Source organism: Mucilaginibacter sp. 22184 (genome assembly GCF_052045695.1).
Lineage (GTDB): Bacteria > Bacteroidota > Bacteroidia > Sphingobacteriales > Sphingobacteriaceae > Mucilaginibacter.
This window is the reverse complement of sequence record NZ_JBQEPI010000004.1, coordinates 340,277-355,963: the sequence shown is the minus strand read 5'-3', so window position 1 is coordinate 355,963 and position 15,687 is coordinate 340,277. Positions and strand designations below refer to the sequence as shown.

At 43.0% G+C, this 15,687-nt stretch carries 11 protein-coding genes; 3 read left to right on the top strand and 8 right to left on the bottom strand.

The genetic code is table 11. The features are described 5' to 3' along the window. The first annotated feature begins 23 nt into the window (after positions 1 to 23). The gene (locus ACTJKG_RS11390; protein WP_440739267.1) at positions 24 to 1,592 is read left to right on the top strand and encodes a S41 family peptidase; all 1,569 of its coding nucleotides are present in this window, start codon (positions 24 to 26) and stop codon (positions 1,590 to 1,592) included. 9 nt (positions 1,593 to 1,601) lie between these two features. On the opposite strand, the gene smc is transcribed toward ACTJKG_RS11390, so the two are convergent. Next, entirely contained in the window at positions 1,602 to 5,144 is a 3,543-nt protein-coding gene (gene smc, locus ACTJKG_RS11385; RefSeq protein ID WP_172334759.1) for a chromosome segregation protein SMC, read from the bottom strand. Between the two features lie 73 nt (positions 5,145 to 5,217). Between smc and ACTJKG_RS11380 the strand changes: the two genes are divergently transcribed. Further along, positions 5,218 to 5,547, top strand: a complete 330-nt coding sequence (locus tag ACTJKG_RS11380; RefSeq protein WP_440739266.1) for a hypothetical protein — start codon at positions 5,218 to 5,220, stop codon at positions 5,545 to 5,547. Positions 5,548 to 5,673: 126 nt separating this feature from the next. Here ACTJKG_RS11380 and ACTJKG_RS11375 read toward each other — a convergent pair whose 3' ends face one another. The 7 genes from ACTJKG_RS11375 to lpdA all read right to left on the bottom strand — a co-directional run bounded on the left by ACTJKG_RS11375 (position 5,674) and on the right by lpdA (position 11,906). Next, complete coding sequence (locus ACTJKG_RS11375; protein WP_172334757.1) at positions 5,674 to 6,465, bottom strand: PhzF family phenazine biosynthesis protein; 792 nt, start codon at positions 6,463 to 6,465, stop codon at positions 5,674 to 5,676. A 120-nt stretch (positions 6,466 to 6,585) separates the two neighbouring features. Continuing rightward, positions 6,586 to 7,251, bottom strand: coding sequence for an ATP-binding cassette domain-containing protein (locus ACTJKG_RS11370; protein ID WP_172334756.1), 666 nt, complete (start codon positions 7,249 to 7,251; stop codon positions 6,586 to 6,588). Further along, the gene (locus ACTJKG_RS11365) at positions 7,226 to 7,585 is read right to left on the bottom strand and encodes a hypothetical protein (protein ID WP_440739265.1); all 360 of its coding nucleotides are present in this window, start codon (positions 7,583 to 7,585) and stop codon (positions 7,226 to 7,228) included. The genes ACTJKG_RS11370 and ACTJKG_RS11365 overlap by 26 nt, the downstream gene beginning before the upstream one ends. Then, the gene (gene nfi / locus ACTJKG_RS11360; protein ID WP_440739264.1) at positions 7,578 to 8,282 is read right to left on the bottom strand and encodes a deoxyribonuclease V; all 705 of its coding nucleotides are present in this window, start codon (positions 8,280 to 8,282) and stop codon (positions 7,578 to 7,580) included. Before nfi ends, ACTJKG_RS11365 begins: the two co-directional genes overlap by 8 nt. 176 nt (positions 8,283 to 8,458) lie before the next feature. Then, the gene (locus ACTJKG_RS11355; protein WP_090466905.1) at positions 8,459 to 9,319 is read right to left on the bottom strand and encodes a sigma-70 family RNA polymerase sigma factor; all 861 of its coding nucleotides are present in this window, start codon (positions 9,317 to 9,319) and stop codon (positions 8,459 to 8,461) included. 238 nt (positions 9,320 to 9,557) lie between these two features. Further along, entirely contained in the window at positions 9,558 to 10,397 is an 840-nt protein-coding gene (locus tag ACTJKG_RS11350; RefSeq protein WP_440739263.1) for an MBL fold metallo-hydrolase, read from the bottom strand. A 117-nt stretch (positions 10,398 to 10,514) separates the two neighbouring features. Next, complete coding sequence (gene lpdA, locus ACTJKG_RS11345; RefSeq protein ID WP_440739262.1) at positions 10,515 to 11,906, bottom strand: dihydrolipoyl dehydrogenase; 1,392 nt, start codon at positions 11,904 to 11,906, stop codon at positions 10,515 to 10,517. Positions 11,907 to 12,269: 363 nt separating this feature from the next. On the opposite strand from lpdA, the gene ACTJKG_RS11340 reads away from it, so the two are divergent. Continuing rightward, on the top strand, positions 12,270 to 15,629 hold the full coding sequence (locus ACTJKG_RS11340) for a carboxypeptidase regulatory-like domain-containing protein (protein WP_440739261.1): 3,360 nt from the start codon (positions 12,270 to 12,272) through the stop codon (positions 15,627 to 15,629). Positions 15,630 to 15,687: the final 58 nt, after the last annotated feature.

Genomic DNA, 15,687 nt, shown 5'->3' with positions numbered 1-15,687 from the left:
GCATTTAAATAAACTGATCCTATATGAAAAAATTATTTTACCCAATACTTTTTTCCTGCGCAATTGTTGTTTCGGCTTGTAAAAAAAGTAGCCCGAACAACGGACCTAATAATACCGATGCTACTAAACTCCAGCTCACCCAGGACTCCATTTACATGATAGCCCAGGAGGATTATTACTGGAATAATTCATTGCCCTCCTATAATGATTTTAATCCGAGGAAGTATACCAGGCAGAGCACGGATCTGCTTAATTATAGTGACGAGATTGATCATTATACCCAATTATCAGCAAACCCGGCAGATCATAACCTGCCTTATGAGTATGATCCGTTTAACCCTGGCAGCTCCAAATATTCATTTATTGATGATGGTACCATTAATGGTGAGTTAAATGCTGTAAAAGGCGATTTTGGTTTCAATTACTTTTATACTTACGCCAACGTAATCAGGGTAAGCCTGGTTTATCCGGGCTCGCCAGCGGCTTCAGCTGGTTTGCAACGAAGCGATCAGATTATCGGGATCAATGGTCAAACTGGTAATAGTATTTACATTACCAATCTTAAAGACCCGGCTAATGATGCAGGCTACAAATTTGTAAGCAACGCGGTGAATAACGGCAGTACAATAACGCTTCAGATCCGTAAGGCAAATGGTACCGAAAAAACGGTTACCATAAACGCCAAAAGTTATACAGTTAACCCGGTTGTTTATACCAATACTTACGCCCTTAAAGGGGGTAAAACAGCGGGCTATATGGTGTTTAACAGTTTTGTGACTTTGGACAAAAATCCAGATGTACAGGCCAGGCTTGATTCTGTTTTTAATGCTTTTGCCAGTAAAAATGTGACCGACCTGATTGTTGATCTGCGTTATAACGGCGGGGGTGATGTGGATATGAGTATTTACCTCACCAATCTTATAGCGCCGTCAAGCGCAACCGGCAGCGTAATGAATACCACTTATTGGACAGCCAACATGCAAAATGATAAATATCCTATCATACAGAAAAAACTGGGTCCTTTCCCTACCGGGTATTTTAAGCCAACTAACGCCGCGCAAATAGAAAAATTTGCAAAAAAAGGACCTTTAAATATCAATCGCGTTTTCTTTCTGGTAACGGGTAATACGGCATCGGCCAGTGAGCTTACCATCAATAACCTGCGACCTAAAATGAATGTTCAGTTAGTTGGTGACACCACTTTTGGTAAACCGGTTGGTTTTTTGTCAGATCTTAAAGTTAACGGCTATTATTTTTATACACCTGAGTTTGAAACAAAAAATTCAAACAACGAAGGCGGTTATTATACCGGTATGCCACCTGTTGGCAGCTTATCAGGCGGTGGAACATTTCAGGGTAAGCGGATATTAGAAAATATTCAGAATGATTTTGGCGACACCAATGAAACTTTATTAGCCCAGGCCATAGGTTATATCGAAAACGGAGCTTATCCGGCAAGTACAACCTTAAAGGTTCAGAGCTTATCAACCAATGCTATAACCATGAGCGATTACCAGCGAAGGGTGCTTGCTGTGAAGGCACAGCCGCTCCTTAAAAGCTCCATGTTCCTGACGTTAAAAGGAAAGAAATAAATACTGAATTTAATCAGCAAGTTCCCGCAGATCCACGGGAACAACGCGCGAGATACCTTGTTCAACCATAGTCACCCCGTAAATTACATCGGTGCTGGCTATGGTTCTTTTGTTATGGGATACGATGATGAACTGCGAATCTTTGGAGAATGTACGGATAATATTATTGAACTTGTCAATATTAGTATCATCCAGCGGTGCGTCAACCTCATCAAAAATACAGAAGGGGGCTGGCTTCAACAGGTAAAGTGAGAACAGGATGGCTGTAGCGGTCAATGTTTTTTCACCACCTGATAGCTGGTTGATAGACAATGGGCGTTTGCCCTTTGGCTTGGCAATAATATCGATGTCTGATTCCAGTGGATGATCAGGGTCTGTCAGCACCAGATCGCAGGAATCCTCTTCATTAAACAACGAACGGAATACTTTAATAAAGTTTTCGCGCACCATGATAAAGGCCGTCATGAACTTCTCTTTGGCGGTATCATCAATCTCCTGTATGGTGGCCAGTAAAGAGGCCTTAGCTTCGCTCAGATCCTTCTTTTGTGCCTGGATGAAGGTATAGCGCTCATTCATTTCGTTATAAGCCTCTACCGCCATAGGGTTAATGGCGCCGAAATCATCCAGCTGGCGTTTCAGTTTTTCAGCCTTTTCGCGCAGGTCATGCTCGCTTTCGTCAACCGGGGTTTCGGTTTCAGGCAGTTCTTCAATATCGATATTAAACTCTACAGAAAGGCGCTCTTTCAGGGCGTTCAGTTCCAGTTTAAGGTTGTTGCGTTCCTCGCGCAGTTCGTTCTCTATAACCTCGCTGTTATCTTTTTTGCGGCGCAGGGCGGTTATTTCGTTCTCGTTTTCGGTGATGACGCCGCGCCATTGGTAGTATTCCTGTTCGGCTTGTTGAGTGGCTTTTTCCAGTGCCTCCTTTTGCTCATACATTTCCAGCAGACCCTCGTCAGAGTTATCGGCCTGTTTCAGGTTTTCCTGTATGGCTATTTTTACATTTTCAAATTCAGCACTGTTTTGCTTGATACGGCTTTCAAGGCTTTCCTGCTGGGTATCGCGGTAATCCAGATCTTTTACCAGGCCCGATACCTTATTTTGCTGTTGATGGAAACGGATATTCTCCTGGTTATAAGCGTTTGACTGTACCGAAACATACTCGTTCAGCTCGTTAAACGCCGCCTGTTTTTCAACAAGCAGGTCGTTTTGAATTTGCTTTTGCGTTTTCAGCTCGGCTAACAGGGGGTGCAGGTTTTGCATCTCCTCTGTAATAGTGGCTATTTTGCGGGCGATATCTTCCTTACGGTTCAGACTGTTTTCAATGAAGGTTTGGTATTGTTCCTGCCGGGTTTTAACCGTAATGAGCTCCGTATTTAAACGGTTGATGATCATTTGCTGCTCATTCAGCTCAGCGGTTTTGGTGGATGCTTTGAGAGCTGCCAGTTTGCTTTGCAGGTCATCCACGCGGGTTTTTAAGCCGTTCACCTGGTTCTCGATCCCTTTGATCTCCTTGGCCAGGTTCTCGAGGTTTTTGGCCCTGCCTATCCTTTTACCTTCAAACAAACCTACCGAACCACCGGCCATGGTATATTTTGATTTGTTGAACTTGCCGCTTTTACCGATCAATACCACGCCCTCGGGTAATTGCGCGTTGTTGATCTGCTGGTCTTTATCGTCGTCAACCAGGTACACATTTTTTAATAAATGGTTACACAGGTTGGTATAACGCTTATCCACCTCGATCACTTTGAGCGCCGATACTGCGCCGGCGTTTTCAAACGCGGGTTCGGTTGGCTTGGTTTCGCTGTAATTTTCCAGGATAAAGAAATGCGCCCTTCCTCTTGACGCGGTGCTGAGTAAATTGATGGCCTTTATAGCCTCGTCATAGCTCTCCACCACATAATGGTTCATCAGGGGTTCCAGATAGTTTTCAATGGCTACACGGAACTCCTCGCGGCAAAACAACACATCGCTGAACAGCGGCGCGTTTTTGGCCCAGTCGGTATTTTTTTTCAAAAATCGGATCGACTCCGGGAAACCTTCCAGGTTGTCGACCATACTTTTGGTGAGGTTGTATTCGTTTTGCTTGGCGTCGAGCTTACGACTCTCCTTAATAATGGTATCCTTTATCTCGGTAAGCTCGGTATCAGTTGCCGCGATTTGTTCTTTAAGCTTATTTTCTGCCTCTAAAGATGCCTGATATTCATCATCCAGCGTTTCCTTGCGGGTTTGCAGTTCGGCAACCACCTGGTTAAAGTGCGAAAGTTCCACCTCCTTATTGGTGGTGTCCTCCATGTTACGCTGGCTTTCCTGTTCCAGGGCCTGTTGCTGAATCTGCAAAATATCAATATCCTTTTCGGCTTTGTAAGCCTGGTTTTGTAACCGGGTATTGATATTGGTAAGCTCGTTAAGTTCGTTGCGGGCTTCGGTTTGCTGCTGCCGCAGTTCATCAACCGCTTCTTTCAGGTCGGTTACTTTGCTTTGTATGGCTTGTAGGTTTTCATCTTCAATAGCTTTTTCCTCGCTCAGGCGCTTGATGTTGTACAGTACGTGGTTTAGCTGGTTTTTATCGCGTTCCAGTTCTTCACTTAAACGGGCTTCCTTATCCTGCTGAAATTTGAGCTGCTCGTTCTTGATCTTTTTCTCGCTTTCATAAGCACGGATCTTGGATACAAACTCATTGGTGGTCTTTTGCTGAACCGACAGGTTTTTTTCTTTGGTGATGCTATCCAGCTTTTGTTGCTGCAGAGCGGCCTCCAAAGTATCTATCTGGGCAACAATACCGCCTTTTTCGGCTTTTTGCTGTTGCTCCTGGTCTTCAATTTTCTTTAACGACTCGCTGAACGATACAATGCGGAACGAAGCCAACATAATGCTGAGCGTTTTATACTGCTCCTTGATGCGGTAGTAGCGTTCGGTTTTTTTAGCCTGGTTCTCCAGCGTTTTCAAGTTCTTCTCGATCTCGAATAACAGATCCTCCACACGTTCCAGATCGGCCTCGGTATCTTTAAGCTTACTAAAAGTTTGCTTTTTACGAAGCTTGTATTTGGATATGCCCGATGCTTCTTCAAACAGGTTACGGCGCGAGCCTTCCTTATTGGTAATGATCTCGTCGATCATCCGCAGCTCGATGATGGAGTAGGAGTCGGACCCGATGCCTGTATCCAGGAAAAGATCTGTAATATCTTTGAGGCGGCACTGAACATCATTCAGACGGTATTCGCTTTCGCCGGTGCGGTATAGCTTGCGGGTTAAGGTAACCTGCGAATAATCAGTAGGCAGTACGTTCTTGGTATTATCAAAAGTGAGGGAAACCTCGGCCAGATTGGCGGATTTGCGACTCTTGGTTCCGTTAAAAATAACGTTGTCCATCTTCTCGGACCGGAGCATCCGGGTGCTTTGTTCGCCTAAAACCCAGCGTATCGAGTCGACCACATTTGATTTTCCGCAGCCATTTGGCCCCACAATAGCAGTTACACCCTCATTAAAATTAATGGTGATCTTATCTCCAAAACTTTTAAAGCCCTTGATTTCTAAGCGGGTAAGCTGCATTTATATTATTGTGTCCGTATAAAAGATCGAACCTTCAAAGTAATCATAAAAAAATGATTTTATTAAACTTTTTTTGAGGGATATAGACCGAAAGTCAGAAAGACGGAAAGTTTGGGTGGGAGCGTGGCGCATATCCGCTCTTGGCCGCGGGAGGGCCAGTTACTTTTGTCGCCACAAAAGTAACCAAAAAGGCTGTCAGCAGAAATGCTTCTGTGCGCTCATTGCCTTTGCCCTGCAAACCTGGCAGAACCACGGGCTGCTTAATTTTGCCGCTACTTCGTTCGCTCATATCCCCGCTTCAGGCAAAATTGCTAATGCCCTTACAGCTGCACAGGCCACCATTGTTCTGCCCGCTTTCGCCCGAAGCCGTTCTGCTGACGGGGGAGAAGAAAAAGATATTTAAAAACGTTGTCATTCTGATGAACGAAGAATCTAATGTGCAACAGGCATGACTATAAATAGATCCTTCGTTTCTCAGGATGACAAACAATATTTAAACGATATGAAGTTTTCTTAATGAACCAATGAACTAATGAACAACGCTTATCTCTCCTTTTAAGTAAGTCATCGCTTTGCCGCTCATTTGTACGCGGTCTCCTTTGAGTTCGCACCATAGTTCGCCGCGGCGGGCCGAGATCTGGTAGGCGTGCAGGGTATTTTTGCCCAGCACTTTTGCCCAGTAAGGTATCAGGTTGCAATGTGCCGAACCGGTTACCGGATCTTCGGGAATGCCAGCGCCGGGGGCAAAAAAGCGCGATACAAAATCGGAGTTATCACCGCGGGCGGTTACAATTACCCCAACGGTATCCATTTTGGAGAGTGCAAAAAAATCGGGGGTAATGTCTTTGATATCCTGTTCGCTTTCATAAACCAGGAAGTAATCTCGTGAGCGTAAAAAGGCAACAGGTTGCTTATCGCCCAGGGCTTCGGCCAGTCCCATGGGTTGTTCGATAGGGATTGGTGGCCTCGAAGGGAAATCCATGGTATATTTGTCGCCATCTTTTTTTACGATCAATGTACCTGCTTTTACCGTTTCAAAATGAAGGGTGTCACCTGCGAACCCCAGTTCGGTAAACAGTATATGTGCCGATGCTAGGGTAGCATGACCGCAAAGATCAATCTCATATTCGGGGGTAAACCAACGTAGTTTGTAACCGGTAGTCGTTTTTACAAAAAAAGCGGTTTCGGCCAGGTTATTTTCGATGGCTATTTTTTGCATCACATCATCGGGTAGCCATTTGGTAAGCGGACAAATAGCCGCGGGATTACCGCCAAATAATTTATCGGTAAACGCGTCGGCCTGGTATATGGGGATGGTCATAAAAAAATGTTCTGGTGAAGCTAAATTACTTTTTTATTATGTGAATATTAAATCACATCAACATAACGGAATATCGGCAATTATATTCGATTCCCAGATGATTATTTTATGACTGAAACATCAATCTAAGTGACTCACATAGCCCCAGGTAATCAGATCATCCTTGCTTTTAACATGTTTGGTGCTGCCCTCGCTGATGAGGATGATCCTATCGCTTATATCGATAATGTTGCGGTACTGGTGATCTGTAATGATAAAACCTTTGTGCCTTGCGCATCTTTTGATGATGGGTTTAAACAGTTCGGCCTGTATGGGTGAGATGTGTGTGAAAGGTTCGTCGAGCAGGATAAAATCGGCCTTGTTGTAAATGATCATCAAGGTTTCCAGTTGGCGGAGTTCGCCGCCTGAGAGCTGACCTACTGTTTTATTAAAATGGCCTTTATAGATATCCAGGCTGCTGAATTCGTCCCAGAAAATCGGGTCGATAAAATTTTTGGCCAATTTTGTTATCGGAATGCCGTGTGGCAGGTAATTATGCTGAGGCAGATAGGCTATCCGGGTTTGATGATAACCTTTGGCTATGTACTGGCCGTTAATACTTACATGTTTAAAGCCAGGCGTTAAAATACCGAATATGATACGTAGCAATGACGATTTTCCGCAACCATTGCGGCCCAACAAGCCCACGATCTCCCCCTGCTTACAGTCGAGGTAAATATCCTGCAGGATTTTTCGACCATCAAATTCGAGCTGTATGCTGTCAACCTTTAAGATAGAGGCCTGCATATAATATGATTTTAGTTATGGTGATCAATGATATACAGATAGAAAGATCAATAGCGAAAGCACTCACGAACATACGCCTCATGCCATAGCCCGCATTGCGGAAATAAAAGTAATTCTCCTTGGCCGAAAAATAATGAAGGGCTACGGCGCATGTGAACCCAATTACCTTGGCAAACACAAAGGTTCCGGCATTTAGAGAGGCCGCATTGAAAAGCAAAAGAAATAGCGCCAATATAGTAAATGCTATATTATACAGCAGGAGCAAGCGGTAAAACTGGAAAGTAATAATGCTTAAACGTTTCAATGCGATAATAGATAGGTAACAGCTAATCAAACAGATTAATCTGCCGATTATTGTTGTCGCCGTCGTCAACGCGTATTTTATTTACCAGGAGATGTGCCTGGCGGGTTGGTTCGGGGATGCGGTAACCGCGGATGCAGTTTTTGATGATCTCCACACTCTGCTTCATGCTTAGCCGGTGGCCGGGCGAAATATAAATGGGATTGCAATTGGATTTGCTGCGCAGCGCGATGCCGATGACTTCGCCTTTATCATACATGAGGCTTTGATCAAATGGATTGTTGCCGGGTTCGTCATAACGCCCGGTAAGGCGACTTTTAGCGCTGCCTATGGATGGTGTATTGGTTATCAATCCAAAATGTGTGGCGATGCCAGTTCGACGCTCATGAGCAATGCCTTGGCCATCTAAAACCATTATATCGGGTTTTATGGGCAGTTTGTTCCATGCATCCAATAAAGCGGGTACTTCGCGAAAAGCCAGCAGGCCCGAGATATAAGGGAATTTAGTTTTGCTGATAGCTGTTGCTGTGCCTATAACTTTCAATTCGGGGTAGTTAAACAGTACAATACCGGCATATACTACCTCCGAGTATTTATTGAACGAGATGTCGGCCCCACCTATGGTTTGGATAGGTTTATTCAGCGGTGTAAGGTCTATCTGCCTGCGTAGTTCATGCTGGTAGGCGATGGCCTGGGCTGCTGTAAGATTTTCATACTGGGAGGGTTGCATGGGTTTAAAACGCAGAAAGAGATGGGTTTGTTTGATGTAAAATGGAGACACAAATATGTGTCTCTACAGGAAGAAATGTGTTGTAGAGACGCATATTTGTGTCTCCTGATAAAGAGGCAAAACAAAAAAGCCACCAGTATTACTGATGGCTTTTCAATATGATCGGGGTTTATAGATTAACCCAGGTATGATTTTAATATTTTGCTTCTGGAAGTGTGGCGTAAACGTTGTAGTGCCTTATCCTTAATTTGGCGTACACGTTCACGGGTAAGATTAAACTTCTCGCCTATTTCCTCCAATGAAAGCGGATGGTTGGTTCCCAGGCCGAAGAACAATACGATGATCTCACGTTCGCGTTCGGTTAAGGTCGATAGTGACCGTTTGATCTCTTCTGATAACGATTCGTTGATCAGGATGGAGTCGGTGTTGGGTTCCTGGTTTTCGAGTACATCGAGAAGGGTGTTTTCCTCGCCCTGTACAAACGGCGCATCCATAGATACATGTCTGCCTGAATTACTCAGCGTATCAGAGATCTTATCTACAGTAGTTTCCAGTATATCGGCCAGTTCTTCCGGTGAAGGCTCACGCTCGTATTCCTGCTCCAGTTTGGAGAACGCTTTACTAATCTTACTTAATGAACCTACCTGGTTTAATGGTAAACGCACAATACGTGATTGCTCGGCAATTGCCTGCAGGATTGATTGACGGATCCACCATACCGCGTAGGAGATGAATTTAAAACCTTTGGTTTCGTCAAAACGTTTGGCGGCTTTGATCAAACCGAGGTTACCTTCGTTAATGAGATCGCCCAGCGTTAAACCCTGATTTTGATATTGTTTAGCAACAGACACCACAAAGCGTAAATTGGTTTTGGTTAACCGTTCCAAAGCGGCCTGGTCGCCCTCGCGTATTTTTTGAGCTAATATTACTTCTTCTTCGGCAGTTATCAGATCAACTTTACCAATCTCGTGAAGATATTTGTCCAGCGATTGTGACTCGCGATTGGTAATGGATTGCGTTATTTTGAGTTGTCTCATTTATTTAATAAACCTTCGGTACTTTCTATTTAGTACAGAACGTGCAAAGTTATAAAATTGTTCTAAAAAAATATAATTGCAAATTGTATTTTGAAAAAAAACGCGTCGTTAATTGCTTTTATAAGTAATTGACTATGAGTGGTTAGCTATTGCAATGTTAACAAATTGTTCATTTTTGTATTATTAATTGTTTAAACCTGCAAGCGGTATGGTTTTTGTGGTATCCATAAAACACTTATTAAATATCACTCAGTTTAAACGCATCTTTTAACCTCGGTCCTTTCTCCGTTTGCTGCAATGTACAACATTCATTAATGGGATCGTGTTCAAAATACAATATATATTCCTGTTCTACGGCTTCATTTAAAAATAGTTTCTTTTCGGCCAGCGTTTTCAGCGGAAACATGTCATAGGCCATTACGTAGGGAAGTGGCAGATGCCCAACAGATGGCAGCAGATCGGCCATATAGAGTATCTTTTTGTCTTTATAACCTATCAATGGCAGCATCATGGCATCGGTGTGGCCATAAACAAAGCGTATATGAAAGTTTTCGGCGAATTTTATGCCATCTGTACTATCCACAAACTGTAATTGGCCGCTTTGCTGTATAGGCAGTATGTTCTCTTTCAGAAATGATGCTTTTTCGCGCTCGTTGGGGTTTACCGCCCATTCCCAGTGTTGCGGATTGCTCCAATAAACCGCATTCTTAAAGGCAGGTAGTAACTTATCACCATCACGTATCACTGCGCCGCCAACATGGTCAAAATGCAGGTGGGTTAAAAATACATCGGTAATATCGTCGCGATGAAAGCCAAGAGCTGCCAGCGAACTGTCAATAGTGGCAGTGCCATGCAGGTAATAATGACCGAAGAATTTTTCGTCCTGTTTATTGCCGATGCCGGTATCGATCAATATCAGTTGCTTACCATCCTCTACCAGCAGGCAGCGCATGGCCCAGGTGCAGAGGTTATTATCGTCGGCAGGATTGGTTTTGTTCCAGATGGTTTTGGGTACTACGCCAAACATGGCGCCGCCATCCAACTTAAAAAAACCGGTATCTATTGTGTGGAGTTTCATAGTAAGTCAAAAGTAAAAATTCAAAATTCAAAAACTCTACTCCGGTTGATATAAAAACAAAAGCCGGTAACTATATAAGCAACCGGCTTTTGAATTTTGAATTTTAACTTTTGAATTTTACAAATGTATACATTCGCCGTAAGCTTCGGCGGCAGCTTCCATTACAGCTTCGCTCATGGTTGGGTGCGGATGAACCGATTTGATGATCTCATGACCTGTTGCTTCCAGCTTGCGTGCGGTAACTACTTCGGCAATCAGTTCGGTAACGTTATTACCCAGCATGTGTGCGCCCAGGAACTCGCCGTATTTGGCATCAAATATCAGTTTTACAAAACCATCTTTAGCACCGGCTGCGCTGGCTTTACCTGATGCCGAGAATGGGAACTTACCCACTTTAATTTCGTAACCGGCTTCTTTAGCGGCTTTTTCGGTATAACCCACAGAGGCAACTTCGGGCGAGCAGTAAGTACAACCCGGAAGGTTGTTGTAATTTAATGGCTCAGGGTGGTGACCTGCAATTTTCTCTACGCAGATGATGCCTTCGGCGGAGGCTACGTGTGCCAGCGCCTGACCTTTTACAATATCGCCAATAGCATAAACGCCTTCTACATTGGTGCGGTAAAAATCATCAACGAGTACTTTGCCTTTATCTGTTTTAACACCGTTTTCTTCTAAACCGATGCCTTCGATATTGGTAGAGATACCCACGGCTGATAATACAACCTCGGCTTCCAATACCTCAACACCCGATGCGGTTTTAACGTTTACTTTGCAAAGCTCGCCGCTGGTATCAACAGACTCCACATTAGCGCTGGTCATAATGTTGATGCCTTGTTTTTTCAGGATACGGTTCAATCCTTTTGAAACTTCTTCATCCTCCAACGGAACGATGTTATCCAAATACTCTACTACGGTAACTTTAGTGCCGATAGAGTTATAGAAATAAGCAAATTCGATACCGATAGCGCCAGAGCCTACAACCACTATTGATTTTGGCTGTTTGGGTAATGACATAGCCTCGCGGTAACCGATCACTTTTTTGCCATCCTGTTTCAGGTTTGGTAATTCGCGTGAGCGGCCGCCAGTAGCTAGTATAATATGTTTAGCGGTGATCTGTTTGGTTGAGCCATCAGTAGCTTTTACTTCAACAACACCTTTTGATTTTAATTTACCAAAACCGGCGACTACATCGATCTTGTTTTTCTTCATCAAAAACTGGATGCCTTTGCTCATGCCATCAGCAACACCACGGCTGCGTTTGATAACCGATTCAAAATTAACCTCGCCGGTACCATTTACATTGATGCCATAATCAGAAGCGTGGTTGATGTATTCAAATACCTGGGCACTTTTTAATAGGGCTTTAGTGGGGATACAACCCCAGTTAAGACATATGCCGCCTACTGATTCTTTTTCAATAACAGCAGTTTTTAAACCAAGTTGGGAAGCGCGGATTGCTGCTACGTAACCACCCGGGCCTGATCCTATAACAATTAAATCGTAATCCATATTTTAATGATGTATAATTTAAATTTTCGCTTTGTACGGATTAAAGCTAAACTGTGTTGTTACACACAGGCGTTAATTTTAATGGCCCAAAGCTAAGTAAAAGGGCTGAAAAGGAAAAATGGAATAAGAAGGCTCAGAGAGCCCCGCGTTATTATTTACAATCAGATGCTATTTACCCGGCCAGCCCGGTAAATTATTATAAATATTATATAATATCTACCGGTTTACTTGTGATTCATATTATGTACGAATGAAACTGTTGAAAAATATATAATAATTGTTAACATAAAATTAACATTGACAATCAGCCTATTACTTATCTTTGCGGCTAATCAACACAAAGTATAATTAAAAAAGCAATTTATGAGGAAGCCTTTACTTCTTTTATTATTATTGGCCGGTTTTATGTTCCTTAACAGGAATGCCTTTGCACAGGGTGTAACAACAGCCAGTGTAAACGGTATTGTAACCGATGCCAAGGGTGGAATTCCGGGTGCTACCGTAACCATCACCCACCAACCTACCGGTACTGTGTATTCAACAGTAACCCGTGCCGATGGGCGTTATAATATCCCCAACTTAAGAGTAGGTGGCCCGTACACCTTTAAAGTAAGTTTTGTTGGATACAAAAACTTTGTTCAGGAAGGTATTACCCTTTCTATTGGTCAGGATCAAAAGATCAATTCCAAACTGGAGGATAATCTGACTGCGTTAAAAGAGGTAGTAATTACCGGTTCGCAAGGTAAAGTGATCAACTCATCACGTACCGGAGCGCGCGAAACAATCAACCGTCAGCAAATTGAAAACTTACCAACTGTTGCCCGTTCATTACAGGATTTTACCAAATTAACACCTTCTGCAAACTCAACCGGTACTTTTAATAGTTTCGGTGGCCGTAGCGGAGCTTATAATAACGTAACTGTTGACGGTGCATTGTTCAATAACTCTTTTGGTTTATCAAGTACTTTGGGTGGCCAGGCCAGTTCACAGCCTATATCATTAGACGCGATCGATCAGATTCAGGTTGATATTGCCCCTTATGACGTACGCCAGGGTAACTTTACCGGCGCTGGTGTTAATACCGTAGTAAAATCAGGTACTAACCAGGTAAAAGGTACTGCTTATTATTATGGTCGTGGTACCAGGTTAACAGGTTACCATGCAGGTACAACCAATGTGCCTATTACTCCGTTTGATTACCATACCGATGGTGTTGCTGTAGGTGGTCCGATCATCAAAAATAAATTGTTCTTATTTGTATCAGGTGAACAGGAAAGAGTTAGCGCGCCACCGGCAAATGCTTTAGTAGCAGGCCGTCCGGGTTTAAGCGGATCGAACGTATCAAACGTACAAGCCAGCACATTAGATGCTATCAAAGCAAAACTGGCAAGCTATGGTTATGATCCGGGAGCTTATGAAAACTATGTTTACAGAACTTCAAGCAACAAGTTAACTGCGAAGTTAGATTGGAATATTGATAAGAATAATACTTTAAGTGCTAAGTATTTTTACTTAAAATCATTTAAAGATCAGCCAGCCAGTAACTCGGGTATCCCTAACAGCGATGGTATAACCACCGTAGGTTATGGTACCACCCGCGCACCTGGTCCAAATACTTTGCCTTTCTACGGATCTGGTTATACTATCAACAATAACTTTAATATCGGTATAGTTGAGTTAAATAGCCGCATCAGCAACTCTATGTCAAACAAATTGACTGTGGGTTACTCTGCATTAAGGGACTTCCGTAATTTCCTGGGTAATGGTTCATTACCAATGGTTGATATAGGTAATGGTTCTTCTGATGCCAATGGCGTTGTTACCTCTCCTGCAAGTGCTACAGCAACCAGCTTTGGTTCTGAGCTTTATACTGCGGGTAACTTATTAAATACCAACATTTGGCAGTTTGCTGATGACTTTACCATTTATTCTGGTAAACATGAGTTCACTATAGGTACGAGTAACCAGATCCAGAGCTACACTAACGGTTTTGCTCCAGATTACAATGGTTTATATACTTATAATTCAGCTTCTGACTTTATCAATGGATTGCCAGCACAAGCTTATACTTACCGCTATTCGGCTGTTGGCAGCGGGTTCCCATTTGCTAAGATCAAAGCGTCTATTTATAGTGTATATGTACAGGATAAATACCATGTAACTGATAACTTCAGATTAACATATGGTTTAAGAGCCGATTATAACGTATTCCCAACTACATTAGCTTCTAACAGCAATGCTGCTGCCCTTACTTTTCAGGGTGGTACACATGTTGATGTTTCTAAGCTGCCAAAAAATAGGGTACAGCTTTCACCTCGTGTAGGTTTTAACTGGGATGTAAATGGCGATCAGTCTACCCAAATACGTGGTGGTTCTGGTTTGTTTACCGGTCCGGTACCATTTGTGTGGATATCTAACCAGGCATCAAACAACGGTTTGTTATTTGGTTCATATACCGTTACGCAGAAAAACTCTCCTGGCGATCCAAGATTGTTATTCAATCAAAATGTTAACGCGAATCGTCCGGCTAATGCGGCAGCCAATAACTCATACGAGCTTGACGTTGCTGACCCGAACCTGAAATATCCAAAAATCTGGAGAACCAACTTAGCGGTTGACCAAAAATTACCTGGCGGTATTATCGGTACTATCGAAGGTGCTTATACAAAAGATATCCGGGCTATTTATCACCAAAACTTAGTATTATCTGACTCATACACCACTTTGGCTGGTCCAGAAGGTCAAATTCAGTATACTTCAAAAAATACTACAGCTCCAACAACGGCTAATCCTACCACTGCCACTAATCCATTCATCAATGGTTTATATTATATGAGAAATACCAACAAAGGATTCTCATACTTTATTACCGGTCAGTTGCAAAAAAGCTTCAGCAACGGTTTTGCCGCCAGCGTAGCTTATACTTACACCAAATCAAAAGATGTTAACGATGGTGGTTCAACCGCTGCAACTATCTGGAACACCCGTTATGTTGCAGGTAACCCGAATGCGGATAACCTGTCAAACAGTTCTTATGTACAGCCAAACCGTATCATAGCAACCGTATCATACCGTAAACAGTATGCTAAAAACTTTGCATCAACCATTGGTTTAGTATTTGAAGCGGCTAACAACGGCGCTATATCATATATTACTGCTAACGACCCTAACGGGGATGGTGCTACCAACGATTTGATGTATATCCCTAAAAATAAGAGTGATCTTATTCTGGTTGCAGCGCCTACAGCAGCAAATGGAACCAAGGATACCCGTACAGCAGATCAGATCTGGACTCAGTTGAATAACTTCATCAACCAGGATCCTTATCTGAGCCAGCACAGAGGTCAGTTTGCTCAAAGAAACGGTGCGATATTACCTACCTACAAAAGAGTTGACTTGCACTTTGCACAAGACTTTTTCATACAAGCAGGTAAAACTAAAAATACACTCGAACTTACTTTCGACGTAATTAACTTTACTAACCTGTTGAACCGTAACTGGGGTAATCAACAAGTATCGTACAGTGGTTTCAACAATGGTGCAACAACTGTGTTAAGATATATGGGCCCTCAAAAAAATGCAGATGGTTCAACTCAGGCAACTTATTCGTTCCCTTATCTTGATGCCAACAACCAGATACCCGTTACTAATTCATACAAAACAGATATCAGTCAGTTCTCACGTTTCCAGGCTCAGATCGGTGTTAGATACATATTTAACTAATCGTTTCTCCTGAAACAGGAATATAAAACAAAAAGCCCGGCCAATTTGGCCGGGCTTT